Raw genomic sequence first — 14,925 nt, 5'->3', positions numbered from 1 at the left:
CATTTGCCGGGGCGGATGGAAGGCTTTGGTTATACTCGCGCCGCAGGGCGCCGCATACGTCGGCCATTTTCGTCGAGATAGGAGATCTGATGCTCGCACCCGTTCAACTGCTGTCGGCGAGCCGGCAGAATCTCTGGCGCCTGATCCTGATCCGCAGCCTGGTATTGGCCGCGCAGGCCGGCTCGGTGGGCTTCGCCTACCTGTCCGGCGCGCTGGCGCTGCCCTGGTTGGAGCTGGGCATCACCCTCGGCGTATCCGCGGTGCTCTGTGTGGCCACGGCGTTGCGCCTGCGCGGCCCGTGGCCGGTCACCGAGCTGGAGTATGCGGTACAGCTGGCGTTCGACCTGATCATCCACAGCGTGCTGCTGTTCTTTTCCGGCGGTTCGACCAACCCCTTCGTTTCCTACTATCTGGTGCCGCTGACCATTGCCGCGGCGACCCTGCCCTGGGTCTATTCGATGGCCCTGAGCGGCCTGGCGCTGACTGGCTACACATTGCTGCTGATCTGGTCGCACCCGCTGGCGCTGCCGGTCATGCAGCGCGAGACCCTGCTGATCTACGGCATGTGGCTGAGCTTCGCCATGGCTGCGGCGCTGATCACCTTCTTCGTCGCCAAGATGGCTGGCGAGCTGCGCCGGCAGGAGCGCCTGCAAGCCGAGCGCCGCGAAGCCGGCCTGCGTGACCAGCAACTGCTGGCGGTGGCCACTCAGGCTGCCGGCGCCGCCCACGAACTGGGCACGCCGCTGGCGACCATGAGCGTGCTGCTCAAGGAATTGCGCCAGGAACACCAGAATCCCCTGCTGCAGGAGGACCTGGCGCTGCTGCAGGAGCAGGTCAAGCTGTGCAAGGACACCCTGCAGCAACTGGTACGCGCCGCCGAGGCCGAACGCCGGCAGGCGGTGGAGGAGCAGAGCGCCGCCGCCTGGCTGGAAGCAGCCCTGAACCGCTGGCACCTGATGCGTCCCGAGGCCAGCTATCGCTACCAGTGCCTGGGGAGCGGCAGCGTGCCGCGCCTGGCCCCGCCGCCGGACCTGACCCAGGCCCTGCTCAACCTGTTGAACAACGCCGCCGACGCCTGCCCGGACGATCTCGACATTCGCCTGGAGTGGAGTGCCCACGAGCTGTGCATCAGCATTCGCGACCATGGCGTCGGCGTGCCGCTGGCCATCGCCGAGCAGATCGGCAAACCCTTCTTCACCACCAAGGGCAAGGGCTTCGGCCTCGGCCTGTTCCTCAGCCAAGCGAGCGTGACGCGCGCCGGCGGTTCGGTGAAACTCTACAACCATGAAGAGGGCGGCACGCTGACCGAGCTGCGCCTGCCCAGACTGGCCCCGGGAGATGAGCATGAGTGACGAGAACCCGATCGACGGCGAAGAGCATCCGCATCTGCTGCTGGTGGACGACGATCCCACCTTCACCCGCGTGATGGCCCGGGCCATGAGCCGTCGCGGCCTGCGCGTGTCCACCGCCGGCTCCGCCGAAGAGGGCCTGGCCCTGGCCGAGCAGGACCTGCCCGACTATGCCGTGCTCGACCTGAAGATGGACGGCGACTCCGGCCTGGTGCTGCTGCCCAAGCTGCTGGCGCTGGACCCGGAAATGCGCGTGGTGATCCTCACCGGCTATTCCAGCATCGCCACCGCCGTGGAGGCGATTAAGCGCGGTGCCTGCAACTACCTGTGCAAGCCGGCGGACGCCGACGATGTGCTCACCGCGCTGCTTTCCGAACATGCCGACCTGGACAGCCTGGTGCCGGAAAACCCCATGTCGGTGGACCGCCTGCAGTGGGAACACATCCAGCGCGTGCTGGCCGAGCACGACGGCAACATCTCCGCCACCGCCCGAGCCCTGGGCATGCACCGGCGCACCCTGCAGCGCAAGTTGCAGAAGCGCCCGGTGCGGCGCTGAAGTACCGGCGAACCCCCCTAGGGTAGGAGCCGCGCCCGCGAAGACGCTTGCGGGCTGCGACGAACGGCGGCTCCCCGTTTCCGGCAGGCGTCAGGTGCTCGGTAGCAAGACGGCCTTGCGCAGGCTCCAGGCTGTTCGCGGGTGGCCCGTTAGAGGGGGACGCGATTCGGGGCCATCGTTCTTGATTGCGCGGCCGAGCGGGCCATGCCCGCGAGAGGCCGCAGGGCCTGCCGGGTTTCGCCCGGGTAGCTGTTACGACCATCCGCTGAAAGCCTGGCGACAGCCATGCTTGCTAAGATGCCGGCGTCACGCTGTCAGGCCCCGCCATGCTCGCTCTTGTCCTGCAAACCCTCGCAGTCACTGCTCCGGTATTCGCCATGCTGTTCCTCGGCGTGGCGCTCAAGCGGTTGCACTGGATCGACACCACCTTCATCAACACCGCTTCGGCGCTGGTATTCAAGGGCACCATGCCGGCCATGCTGTTCCTCGCCATTCTCAAGGCGGACCTGGACACGGCGCTGCAACCGGCGCTGCTCGGATATTTCCTGCTGGCCACGCTGCTGGGCTTCCTGCTCGTCTGGGGCTGGGCGATCTGGCGTTGCCCCCATGGCGAGCGCGGCGTCTACGTGCAGGGCGCGTTTCGCGGCAACAACGGCATCGTCGGGCTGGCCCTGGCCACCAGCCTGTACGGCAACCATGGCCTGTCGCTGGGCGGGGTACTGGCCGGGGTCGTGATCCTGTCCTACAACAGCCTGGCGGCGCTGATCCTCGCGCTCTACAGCCCCCACGCGAAGTCCGACCCCTGGAGCATCGCCAAGAGCATTCTCAGCAATCCGTTGATCATCGGTGTGGTCGCGGCGCTGCCGTTTTCCTACTGGCGCATCCCCCTGCCTGAATGGCTGCTCACCTCGGGGGCCTACTTCGCACAGATGACCCTGCCGCTGGCGCTGATCTGCATCGGCGGCAGCCTGTCCCTGGCGGCGCTGCGGGAAAGCGGTGCCTTGGCCATCAGCGCAAGCCTGATGAAACTGGTCTGGCTGCCCCTGCTGGGAACCGTCGGCGCCTGGGCGCTCGGCTTCTCCGGTGCCGAGCTGGGCATCCTGTTCCTCTACTTCGCCAGCCCCACCGCGGCGGCCAGCTTCGTCATGGCCAAGGCGGTGGGTGCCAACCACCAGTTGGCCTCGGCCATCATCGTGGTGACCACCCTGGGCTCGGTGCTCAGCATCAACCTGGGATTGTTCCTGCTGCAGTGGCTCGGTTGGAGCTGATCAGGGCAAGAACTCGACCCGCAGCCTGCGGCTGCTGCCGCGGCCTTGGTCGTCGCTGACGCGTAAGCGGTATTGCCCGGCCCGCGGCGGTCGCCAGCTCAGCCCAGCTTGCGGTGTGCTCTGGCCGAGCAGGGTCTGGTCGGCGAACCAGTAGAGCGTGCGCGCATCGCTGGCGGCGGTGGCGCTCAGGGAAATGCGCTCGTCCGGCTGAGACAGGCGCAGGCTGTAGGTCACCTGGGTCAGCGGCGAGGTGAAGCGCGGCGCATCGCGGTCGTCGACGGCTGTTGCCGCGTGGCAATCGCGCGGCAGCTCCGGTGGCGTGCGCCGCGGCAGGCCGGCGGCGGCGAACAGGCGTTGCAGATCGGTCGGCCAGAACTCGAAGACCTGCAGTTCGCTGCTGAGGGGGTCGTAGGGCGGGCAGGCGGCCTGGCCGGTGCGCCGGTCGACCATCACCGGGCGATGCAGGGTGGATACGCGGATCGGCGAGACGCCGGGCCGGTACCAGGTCTTGCGTGTCTGTGGGCACCAGCGGTTGGGCAGCTCGCCCGAGGCGCTGCAGATTTCGACGCGAGTCAGGCCCGGCGGCGGCTTGTCCGCGGTGATCGACACCTTCGGCAATGCCAGCGGCAGCGCATCGGCGATGCGGAAGAACAGCGGCGCGGCGGTCTTCAGGCCGACGAAGGCCGGGTTGGGCTGGCCATCGAAATTGCCGACCCAGACCACCAGCACATAGGGGCCTACCAGGCCGGCGCTCCAGGCGTCGTGGAAGCCCCAGGAGGTGCCGGTCTTCCACGCCACCGGCCAGTCGCGGCCGCGCGCGTCCGGCGGCAGGCCATCCGGGCGCGGGTTGTGCCGCAGCATGTCGCGCACCATGAAGGCGGCCTGCGGGGAGAGCAGCTGCGGGCCGGCATCCGCGGGATCGTCGCGGGTGTAGCGCAGCGCGCGCAGGCGGCCGTCGCCGGCTAGCATCAGGTAGAGCCGGGCCAGTTCGGCCGGGGTCAGCTCGCCGCCGCCGAGGGCCAGCGCCAGGCCGTAGTGGCTGCGCTCGCGCAGACGCCGTACACCGGCCTGCTTCAGCAACCCGTACAGCGAAGGCTCGGCGAGGCGGCTGGCCAGCCAGACCGCCGGCACGTTGCGGCTGCGCACCAGCGCGTCCTGGGCGCTCAGCGGGCCGGCGAACTTGCCGTCGAAGTTCTCCGGCTGGAAGGCGCCGAAGGCGCTGGGGGCGTCCTTGAGGATGCTCAGCGGATGGATCAGCCCCTGGTCCAGGGCCAGGCCATAGAGAAACGGCTTGAGCGTCGAGCCCGGAGAACGGCGAGCCTGGGTGCCGTTTACCTGGCCGTGGATCGACAGCGAAGAATAGTCGGCCGAGCCTATCAGCGCCTTCACCGCCTGGTCGCGGCTGTCCACCAGCATGACCACTGCGTTGTGCAGGCCCTCGCGGTGGTGTTCGTCGAGGTACTGCGTGACCAGACGCTCCAGCAGCCCCTGTAGCGGCAGGTCGAGCGTACTGTGCAGTTCGGCACCCGGGTGGCTGGCGAGCAGCTGTTCGGCGAGGTGCGGTGCGCGAAACGGCAGTTGCTGGCGGGTCCTGGCGCTCAGCGGCAAGTCCAGCAGTCCGGCATTGCGCGGGTCGTCCGGATATTCGGCGAGCCAGCTCGCCTGCAGGCGTGCACGGGCCTTCTGCAGCGAGGGACCGAAGTGCCCCCGGCGCCCCGGCTGCTGCGGAATCACCGCCAGGGCCAGGGCCTCGCTGAGGGACAGCCGGTCCGCCGGCTTGCCAAAATAGATGCGGCTGGCCGCCGCCACCCCATCTATATTGCCGCCCATCGGCGCCAGGTTGAGATAGGCCTCGAGAATGTCGTGCTTGCTGTGCCGGGCCTCGAGCCACAGGGCCAGGGCGATCTGTTGCAGCTTGCCGGGAATGCGTCGCGAGTTCAGGCCGTACAGGCGCCGGGCCAACTGCATGCTCAGCGTCGAGCCGCCCTGGCGCAGGCCGCCGCTGTAGGTGGCGGCGGCCGCGCGTAACAGCGCTGCGGGGTTGACGCCGGGGTGATAGTGGAAATTGCGGTCTTCCTTGAGCAGCAGGGCATCGATCATCGCCGGGGCTATTTGCTCCAGCGGTGTCCACAGGCGGTACTGCCCATCCTCGGCGAGGGTCAGGCGCAACAGCTCGCCATTCTCCGCCAGCACCATGCGCGACAGCGGCGCCGCCTCGCGCAGCGGGGCGTGGGGCCACAGGCGTAAGGCTACCAGCAGCGTTGCGATGGCGCCGAGCCCGTACAGCCAGGGTTTCAGTCGAGATAAGGCCATGGGCTCGGGTGCTCATCGCTGGCCGGATGCGCGCATCCGGCCAGCACTTCAGGGTTTGACGATTTCCAGTGTGCCGGCCTTGCTGCGGGCCTGCAGGCGGCTGTCGTACATGCCTTCGGCGTAGGCCGGCGGCGTGCCGAAGGTGCCGGCGTTGGTGGCGCGTACGCGGTAGGTAAAGGTCGCGGCGTTGCGGTAGACGGTGCCGTAGAGCACCACGCGGTCGTCGCGCACGTCGGCGAAGTCCGGATGCCAGTCGCTCATGCCCGGTTCACCTACTGGCGGCTGCCAGCTCGGTGCCTCGTCTTGGCTTTCTTCGTCGCTGAGTGCCGGCTGCTTGTAGACCGGTTCGACGCCGCCTGGCAGCAGGTCGACCACCGCCACCTGGCGCACCTGGTCATGTTCCTTGGCGCGCAGGCGCAGGCGCACCAAGAACTCGTCGCCGACCTTGACCTGCCGGACCGGCTGGCCGTCCAGGTCGAGGTACTCGTGCACCGCTTCCAGGCCATCGCTGATCACCTTGTCCGGCGTGCCGCGGTCGTAGCCGGCTTCGCTGAGCATGTAGAACGCCGGGGCGTCGCCGCTCTTGCGCAACAGCAGCATCTTGGTTGCGGCCAATACCGGGGCGCGCGGTGGTTTGCCACTCAGCTCCAGCGGCTGTTCGTTCTGTTTTCCGAGCCAGGCACTGGTGCGCAGGTCGAGGTCTTGCTCGGCGCGCTCGCCGTAGCTGTCCAGGGCGCGCAGCAGCAGGGCGGCGGACAGCGAGTTGTAGCGCTGTTCGCTGAGCCGTTCGCCGAGGCTGTCGAGCAGCTCCAGCGGTACCTCGTCGAGGCGTTCCGGGAAGTGCTTGGCCAGCAGGCGCAGGTGCTCGGCGTCGTGTACCAGCGGGTCGTAGTACAGCCCGTAGCGGGTCCAGCTCTTCTCGACGGTGCGCCAGGCCTGCTGCTCGAACAGCTTGTCCGCCTGCTTGTCCTGCTTCAGCAACTTGTAGCTGGCGGCGAGGTAGGCCGCGCCGATGTCCTGCTGCCAGTTGCGGCTGTAGTAGGTCTCGTAGCGCTCGCGGATGTCCGCCAGTGCGCCGCTGGTGACCACGCCCTGGCGGGTCAGCAGGTAGGCGGCGTAGGCACGTTCGCGCAGTTCGGCGAGGCCTTCGCTGGGGCCGTTGGCCTGCTCCGAGAGGTAGCTGTTGGCGCGGTTGAGCAGATCGCCCGGTACCGGATAGTTGCGCTCCTTGGCCTCGATCAGGAAATCGGTGGCGTACAGGCTGGCGAACGGCACCACTTCCGGGTTGGCCGCCCAGAGGCCGAAACCGCCGCTCGAGTTCTGCCGCTGGCGCAGGATACGCACGGCGCTGTCGAAGGCCGGCAGTGCCTCGGGGGTGACGCCTTCGGCAGAGCTGCCCCAAACCAGAGCCGGCATGGCCTTGGAAACCAGTTGCTCGGTGCAGCTGTAGCCGTAGTTGTCCAGGTAGCTTTGCAGGCCGCTGGCCCATACCAGCGGCGAGCCGCCGGCACCGAACTGCACGTCGCGCAGCTCGGGATAAAGGTCGCGGCTGACCGGCACCTCGTGGCTGGAGCTGGTGAAACGGCCCAGCTGCAGGGCTACACGGCGCTCGACCAGCGGCCGTACCGAGGTGGTTTCGGCGATCTGCACGCGCTTGCCGTCGGCCAGGGTGGCGACGAAGCGCATATCCGCCGAGCCGAGGGCTTCCAAGGCACGCAGGCTGACTTCGACCACGCCTTCGCGCCTCGGCGCGAGTTCCAGTTCGGGGCGGTCGATGCTCTCCACCTTCAGGCCGGCGCTGGTTTCCAGCGAGAACCTGACCGTGGCGACCTGCGGCAGGTTGTTGAACACCCCGGCGCTGACCTTGAACACATCGCCCGGCGCGACGAAGGCCGGTACGTTGGGGGTGATCACCAGCGGGCCGCGTACGTCACTGCTCGCCTCGGCGACGCCGATGCGGCTGTCGTCCACCGCCACGGCGAACAGGTGCAGCTTGCCATTGAAACTGTCCGGCACCTCGTAACTCAGCGTGGTTTCGCCTTCGGGCAGGTCGATCAGCCCGGACCACCAGGCCACCGGCAGTTTGCGTTTGCGCTTGAACGGATTGAGGTGCGCGGCGAGCAGGTCCTCGCCGTCGCCTCCGGGTGCCGCGGCTTGCAGCAGGCGGCTGAATTCCGGCAGCAGCAGGTCGAGGATCTGGCTGGTCTGCACTTCCAGGGCGCGCTTGCGGAAGAACTGCTTGAGCGGGTCCGGCGCCTGGTAGCGGGCGACCTGCAGGATGCCCTCGTCAACCGCGTAGACCACCGCGCGGCCGGGGCGGTCGCTGTGTACGGTCATCTGCAGGGTCTGGCCCGGCTCGATGTGCTCGGCCGCCTCGATACGCAGCGGAATGCGGCGTCGATCGAGATCGATGCCGAACGCCGCCACGCCATAGGACAGTGGGCTCATGTAGACCTCGGGCGAAGCGCTGTCACGGACGAACTGCACGTTGACGTAGGCATTGCCTTCCAGTCCCTCGGGCAGGCGAATGCGCTGCACGCTGCTGGTGCTGTCGGCGCGGAACCACTGGTGGGCGTAGACCTTGTCGCGTTCGATGGTGATCAGCCCGGCACCGGTGTAGGGCGCGCGGATGCTGATTTCGATCTCGTCGCCCTGGGCGTAGCTGCTTTGGTTCAGGCGCAGTTGCAACTCGGCGTTGCGCTCCAGCGAGCGGCTGGCGTTGCCGCGGCCGGCGACGCTGTAGTGCACCTGGTTCAGCGGCGTGCCGTCGGCAGTCTTGAGGGTCAGGGTGAAATCGCCCGGCTCGCTGGTGACCAGCGTCTGCAGGGTGCCGCCAGCGGCGACATTAAGTGGTTGGCTGCCCAGCGGCAGGTCCTTGATGCGCGACTCGTACTTGTAGGTGCCGTTGGATTGTTTGACCAGCACCGACACGTAGCGATGCTCGATCAGCTCGGTGGTCAGGCCGTCGACCGCCAGCGGCTGCAGGTCGGGACCGATGGCCAGCCAGTGCACCTCGCGCTTGGCGCCCTTGCTCACGTAGCTCAGCGAGTCGACGCTCTTGACGCCCACCAACCAGGGCGCTGAGGAGACCATCAGGCTGCTCTGGGCGGCGACGTTGCGCCCCCCCTCGGCCTCGAACACCCGCGCCAGCAGGGTGAGGCGGTAGGTACTGGAGGCGAAGCGATTCAGGCGCAGGTCGAAGCGGGTCGCGCCCTCGGCGTCGGTCTGGCTTTCTTCCAATTCTTCGGTGCTGTGTTCGCCGAGCGAGTTGTTGATGCGGAAGCGATAGTCGCCGTAGCCATCGAACGCCGCGTAGGCCGGCGACAGGGTCATTTCGGCGGTCACTCGGCGATCGGCAGCCGGCGCGCCGAACAGATGCATGGCCTTGAGTCGGGCCTGCACGGCGGTGGGGGCGATCCAGCCCTTCACCGGCTTCTCGGCCAGGCTGACCTTGACCTTCATGCGGTCCGGTTCAAAGTCGCGCACCTTGAATTCGGTGCTGCCCAACTCGCTGCGGCGGCCGTTGTCGTCGATCAGGCGCAGGGTGGCGCTGTAGGTGCCGGCCGGTGCCGCTTCGCTGCTGGTGAAATCGAGGCTTTCAAAACCGCTGGCGGAAAGCTTCAGCGACTGGCGCAGCACGCTCTGGCCGCGCGGATCGCGAATATCCAATTCCACCGGCAGGCCGCGCAGTTGCGCCTTCCAGTCGGCGCTGCGCACGATCATGCCCAGGTGCGCGGTCTCGCCGGGGCGATACAGGCCGCGATCGCTGAACAGATAGGCACTGAGGCGATCCGGCACGCCGCCGTCGTATTCGCCGCCGATGTCGAAGCGCGACAGGTTGAGGCGGTGCTGGTTGCGTGCCACCGGCAGGAAGGATTGGTCGTTGCCGTAACTGACGACGTACATCAGCGGAGTCTTCTCGCGCTGCAGTTCGTCGAGCTTGGCGAAGTGGGCCTGGCCGTTCTCATCGGTCTGTCCGCTGATCACCGGCAAGCCGTTGCGGCCGATCACTTCGACCGTGGCGCCGACCACCGGCCCGCTGTTGCTCAGCGATTGCACGAACAGGTCATGGCTGCCGTCGCTGCTGCGCTTGGCGATGATGCCGAGGTCGGTCACCACCACGAAGCGCAGGTCGTTGGTCGGGTTGTCGTCGTAGTAGTAATCGAAGGTCTGCCGGCTCGGGTTGTCCTGGGCGCTGAGCTTGATCACGAAGATGCCGTGGCGGCCGCCCTTGGCGGTCAGGTAGGGCGTGAGGTCGACATGGCCATACTGGGTCTTCGCCGGGTCGTCGGCGTTCAGCGGCAGGGTCAGGTCCATGCGTTCGACCAGGCGGTCGAAGTAGTCGTTGGAGAAACTCGGCCGGGCGAAGCTGCCGCTGTTCTGGTCGATCAGGTGATGCAGCTGGTTGGGCAGCAGGCGGGCGATTTCCACCTGGGCGCCGGCCACGCCGCGGGCCATGAAACCGAGCTGCTGTTCGCCGCCGAGGCTGAGCAGCGCACCATCGGAAAGAAAACGCAGTGCCCGCGGGTAGGCCGGCATGCGCAGCAGGCTGTAGGTCGGGTCCTTGGCCAAGTAGCCGCCGACCGCTTCGACCTTGGCCGCCACTTTCACGTATAGATAGCGGCCGGGAGCGGCCTTGAACTTGAAGGCGTGCAGACTGTTCAGCGGCTCGACACTAGGAATATGGGTCAGCTTAAGGCGTTCGGACGTCGCGAGGATTTCCTCGGTGACCAGATCCTCTCCCCAATAGTCGCCGTTGTTCGGGTTACGCGCGGGCAGCAGCCAGGCTTGCACTTGATCGGCGATGGCCTCGTCGCTCACCGCGCTGGAACTGCTGAACATCAGCACCGGCTCGGGATCGCCGCGCTCGTCGTCGACGAACTGGATGCCGCTGCCGCCAAAGCTCAGGCGGTAGCGCCCGGGCACGGTGACCGAGGTATAGAGGCCCTGGCTGGTTTCGTTGCCGCCGTCGCGGGCCTTGATGCCCTTTTCCACGCCAAGGCTCACGGTGGCACTTTCCAGTGGGGTCGCCAGCGGCGCCGAGTGCACGTAGGCGCTCAGCTTGTCCTTGCTGAAACTGACGCTCGGGGTCGGCGGCTGGTCCTTGTCGCGGTATTCCAGGCCGCGCTCCAGTTCCACCGCGACGCGGGTGCGGAAGGATTCTTCATCCACCGGGTGAGAGAAGCGGAAGGTTGCCACCAGCTTCTTCAGGCTCGGCACCACCGGGTCCTGGTAAAGCTCGCGCTGGGCGAGGGTGGCGCTGAACGGCTGAGTGCGGAAGTCGAATTCATACTGCTTGAGCAGCACCCCATCGGCCAGCAGTCGCTCTTGATCGAGCACGACGTGGTAGGTCTGGTCGATCGGCCAGTCGCCGGCCGGCGTGAAGGTCAGGCTGCGATCATTGGCCCAGTGCCAGGTGCCTTCCAGCTCCGGCGTCATGTCGATGCCAGTCGTGACCGCCTGGCCGATGGCTTCCAGCGGCGCGCTGGATTCGGCGAAGTTCACCCTCAGCGTGTCGATGCGGGGCTCGGCATGACCGTACACGGTGAGGTTGGGCTGATGCACCGAATACGCCACCGTGTGAGGGACTGGCAGGTTCTGGTACCAGTGCCAGGCATAGCCGCCGGCGCCGCCGAGTACGGCCAGGCAGGCGAGGGTCATTGCCGTCTGTTTCGGTCGCGCGCGTAGCCAGCGGCCCACCGCGCAGAAGCCTTGCCAGAGTTTGCGTAGCCAGAACGGCGGCTGCCAGTGGCCGACCAGGCCGGCCAGCAGCCAGCGCAGCAGGCGGAAGACGACGAGGAAAACCAGGGCGAAGGCCGACAACACGCGGCGGCTGATCCGTTTGATCGAGGCGAACATGAGCATCCCTGCTGTAGGTGCGGGCGTTGCGCCCGCGAACCGGGTGGAATGGAAAACCGAGGTGGCTAATTATGCCCATTTGGCCATCATGGCGGTTCGGCGAAATGCAAGGCATTGCGCCGAACTGTGAGCTGGGTCACTCCGCTTCGGGCTGCTCTCCATGCCAGCCATCGATCGCTTCCTGCGCGGCACGGAAGGCGTCGATGGCTGCCGGTGTGCCGGCATAGACGGCGCAATGCAGCAGGGTTTCGCGGATTTCCTCGAGGGTACAGCCGTTGTTCAATGCGCCGCGCACATGGCCCTTGAGTTCCTGCGGGCACTTCAGCGCGGTGAGCGCGGCGAGGGTGATAAGGCTTCGCGTCCTGCGGTCCAGGCCCTCGCGGGTCCACACCGCGCCCCAGGCGTGCTCGTTGACGAAGTGCTGCAGCGGCTGGCTGAACGCGGTGGCGTTACCGAGGGCGCGCTCGACGAAGGTGTCGCCCATGACTTCGCGGCGCGCTTGCAGGCCGCGTTCGTGATTGTCGTTCATGGCGTCAGGCCTTGGCATCGCGTTGCTTGTGCCAGGCGCGGGCACCGACCACCAGCAGGGTCACGGCGGTCAGCGGCAGGACGAATACGGCCATGCCGTGGCGGAATTCGTCGAGCGCCGAGGCGCCGGTAGCGAACAGCACCAGGTAGAGGGTGTAGGCCAGGTAGTAGCCGAAGAACAGCAGGCCTTCCCAGCGGTTGATGCAGTAGCTGGAGAAGAAGATCGGCAGGCAGGCCACCGCTACCGCGATCATCACCGGGAAATCGAAAGCCAGTGCGTTGGGCGACACCGAGATGGGCAGCGGCGACACCAGCGATGCCAGGCCCAGCACGCAGAGCAGGTTGAAGATGTTGCTACCGACGATGTTGCCCACGGCAATGTCCCGCTCGCCTTTGAAGGCGGCGAGGATCGAGGTGGCCAGCTCCGGCAGCGAGGTGCCGATGGCGATCACGGTCAGGCCGATCACCAGCTCCGACAGGCCCAGGGCACGCGCCAGGCTCACCGCGCCTTCGACCAGCAGGTTGGAGCCGCCCACCAGCAGAGCCAGGCCGACGATGATCAACCCCAGGTTGAGCAGCCAGGCATAGGGCTTGGGCGCTGCTTCGAGGCCGAATTCCTTGGCGAACTCGTCGTCGGCGCTGGCGGCCTTTTCCTTGCGGCTGCTGACGATCAGGAAAGCGGTGTAGGCCAGCACGCCGGCGAACAGCAGCGCGCCGTCGAGCTTGCTCAGGGCGCCATCCCAGGCGAGGGCGAAGACCACCAGGCTGGCACCGATCATGATCGGCACGTCGAGGCGGATCAGCTGGCGCGAGACGATCAGCGGCGCGATCAGGGCGGTCAGGCCGAGGATCAGCAGCACGTTGGCAATATTACTGCCGACCACATTGCCGATGGCCAGGTCGCCGCTGCCGTTCAGGGCGGACTGCACGCTGACTGCGGTTTCCGGTGCGCTGGTGCCGAAGGCCACCACCGTGAGACCGATCACCAGCGGCGGAATGCCGAACTGTGCTGCCAGCTTGGCGGCGCCCCGTACCAGCACTTCGGCGCCGGCGACCAGCAGCACCAGGCCAGCGATCAGGTAGACGAAGGTCATTGCGGTCATTTAAAACTCCAAAATAGCGGTCATTCGCTGATGGCCTGCAATCGTACCGGCACGACGCCGGCTTCGAGCATGTCAATCTGTTGCGCGGCTTTTCGGGACAGGTCGATGATGCGACCGCGCGCATAGGGGCCGCGGTCGTTGATGCGCACCACCACGCTCTTGCGGTTGTTCAGGTTGGTTACCCGCACCCGGCTGCCGAATGGCAGGTTGCGGTGGGCGGCGGTCAAGGCGTTCTGGTCGTACAGCTCGCCACTGGCGGTGCGTTTGCCGTGGTGCCGGGCCCCGTAGTAGGACGCCTTGCCCTCGGCGACATAGTCGTCGGTGGTGGGTGTTTCGCTGCTCGGCGGCGTGCCGGCACAGCCGCCCAGCAGCAGCGCCAGCACCAGCAGCGGTGCCCGAGGGAAAGTGAAGGTGCGCGCAGCGGGAACGGACACCTCTCGACTCCTTGTTGGCCGGTTGGCGGTGCCCGGCGCGGAGATCGCACCTGGCACCGGTCGATCAGCCTTCGAGTTTTTTCTTCAGCAGTTCGTTCACTTGGCCGGGGTTGGCCTTGCCCTTGGAGGCCTTCATCGCCTGGCCGACGAAGAAACCGAACATCTTGCCGCGCTTGGCTTCGTCGCTGGCGCGGTACTGCTCGACCTGCGCGGCATTGGCGGCCAGTACCTCGTCGAGCATGGCTTCGATGGCGCCCGAGTCGGTGACCTGCTTGAGTCCCTTCTTCTCGATGATCTCGTCGGCGCTGGCGCCTTCGCCGGCAGCCAGAGCCTCGAATACCATCTTGGCGATCTTGCCGCTGATGGTGTTGTCCTTGATGCGCAGGATCATGCCGCCCAACTGCTCGGCGGTTACCGGCGACTGCTCGATTTCCAGGTTGTCTTTGTTCAACAGACTGGACAGTTCGCCCATTACCCAGTTGGCGGCCAGCTTGGCATCACCGCAGATTTTCTCGACCTGCTCGAAGTAGTCGGCCATCTCACGGCTGGCGGAGAGCACGCTGGCGTCGTAGGCGGACAGGCCGAACTGGCTCTGGAAGCGTTCGCGCTTTTGTGTCGGCAGTTCCGGCAGGGTGGCGCGCACGGCGTCGAGGAAGTCCTGCTCGATCACTACCGGCAGCAGGTCGGGGTCGGGGAAGTAACGGTAGTCGTTGGCTTCCTCCTTGCTGCGCATGGAGCGGGTCTGGTCCTTGTTCGGGTCGTACAGGCGGGTTTCCTGCACCACCTGGCCGCCGTCCTCGATCAGCTCGATCTGCCGTTGCACCTCATGGTTGATGGCCTTCTCGATGAAGCGGAACGAGTTGACGTTCTTGATCTCGCAGCGGGTGCCGAACTCGGCCTGGCCCTTGGGCCGCACCGAGACGTTGCAGTCGCAGCGCAGCGAGCCTTCGGCCATGTTGCCGTCGCAGATGCCGAGGTAGCGCACCAGGGCATGGATGGCCTTGGCATAGGCCACGGCTTCCTTGGCGCTGCGCATGTCCGGCTCGGAGACGATCTCCAGCAGCGGGGTGCCGGCACGGTTCAGGTCGATGCCGCTCATGCCGTGGAAGTCTTCGTGCAGGCTCTTGCCGGCGTCTTCCTCCAGATGCGCGCGGGTGATGCCGACGCGCTTGACGGTGCCGTCTTCCAGGGTGATGTCCAGGTGGCCCTTGCCAACGATGGGCAGGTCCATCTGGCTGATCTGGTAGCCCTTTGGCAGGTCCGGGTAGAAGTAGTTCTTGCGGGCGAAGACATTGCTGCGGCCGATCTCGGCATCGATCGCCAGGCCGAACTTGCAGGCCATGCGCACCGCTTCTTCATTGAGCACCGGCAGCACGCCGGGCATGCCAAGGTCGACCAGGCTGGCCTGGGTGTTGGGCTCGGCGCCGAAGGCCGTGGCGCTGCCGGAAAAAATCTTCGATTGGGTGCTGAGCTGGGCATGGATTTCCAGCCCGATCACGATTTCCCATTGCATGT

At 66.7% G+C, this 14,925-nt stretch carries 9 protein-coding genes; 3 read left to right on the top strand and 6 right to left on the bottom strand.

Annotated elements, in window-relative coordinates; genetic code table 11:
- Positions 1-89: 89 nt before the first annotated feature.
- From ACWKV7_RS10650 to ACWKV7_RS10640, 3 genes are all read left to right on the top strand, one after another.
- Positions 90-1,352 (top strand): ATP-binding protein, encoded by a 1,263-nt coding sequence (locus ACWKV7_RS10650; protein ID WP_483857635.1) that lies wholly within the window; start codon positions 90-92, stop codon positions 1,350-1,352.
- Positions 1,345-1,905 (top strand): response regulator transcription factor, encoded by a 561-nt coding sequence (locus tag ACWKV7_RS10645; RefSeq protein ID WP_483857634.1) that lies wholly within the window; start codon positions 1,345-1,347, stop codon positions 1,903-1,905. The genes ACWKV7_RS10650 and ACWKV7_RS10645 overlap by 8 nt, the downstream gene beginning before the upstream one ends.
- A 326-nt stretch (positions 1,906-2,231) precedes the next feature.
- Entirely contained in the window at positions 2,232-3,173 is a 942-nt protein-coding gene (locus ACWKV7_RS10640; protein ID WP_483857633.1) for an AEC family transporter, read from the top strand.
- On the opposite strand, the gene pbpC is transcribed toward ACWKV7_RS10640, so the two are convergent.
- From pbpC to gatB, 6 genes are all read right to left on the bottom strand, one after another.
- Positions 3,174-5,486, bottom strand: a complete 2,313-nt coding sequence (gene pbpC, locus ACWKV7_RS10635) for a penicillin-binding protein 1C (protein ID WP_483857632.1) — start codon at positions 5,484-5,486, stop codon at positions 3,174-3,176. It lies immediately after the preceding gene.
- A 48-nt stretch (positions 5,487-5,534) separates the two neighbouring features.
- The gene (locus tag ACWKV7_RS10630; RefSeq protein WP_483857631.1) at positions 5,535-11,345 is read right to left on the bottom strand and encodes an alpha-2-macroglobulin family protein; all 5,811 of its coding nucleotides are present in this window, start codon (positions 11,343-11,345) and stop codon (positions 5,535-5,537) included.
- Positions 11,346-11,481: 136 nt separating this feature from the next.
- Positions 11,482-11,874: a carboxymuconolactone decarboxylase family protein gene (locus ACWKV7_RS10625; RefSeq protein WP_483857630.1), complete on the bottom strand. Its 393-nt coding sequence runs from the start codon at positions 11,872-11,874 to the stop codon at positions 11,482-11,484.
- A gap of 4 nt (positions 11,875-11,878) precedes the next feature.
- On the bottom strand, positions 11,879-12,976 hold the full coding sequence (locus ACWKV7_RS10620; protein ID WP_483857629.1) for a calcium/sodium antiporter: 1,098 nt from the start codon (positions 12,974-12,976) through the stop codon (positions 11,879-11,881).
- Positions 12,977-12,996: 20 nt separating this feature from the next.
- Complete coding sequence (locus tag ACWKV7_RS10615; protein ID WP_483857628.1) at positions 12,997-13,410, bottom strand: septal ring lytic transglycosylase RlpA family protein; 414 nt, start codon at positions 13,408-13,410, stop codon at positions 12,997-12,999.
- 64 nt (positions 13,411-13,474) lie between these two features.
- Positions 13,475-14,923 (bottom strand): Asp-tRNA(Asn)/Glu-tRNA(Gln) amidotransferase subunit GatB, encoded by a 1,449-nt coding sequence (gene gatB, locus ACWKV7_RS10610; RefSeq protein ID WP_483857627.1) that lies wholly within the window; start codon positions 14,921-14,923, stop codon positions 13,475-13,477.
- Positions 14,924-14,925 lie beyond the last annotated feature (2 nt).

It is taken from the genome of Zestomonas ipomoeae, from assembly GCF_057128665.1.
This window is presented reverse-complemented; position numbering and strand designations above follow the sequence as displayed.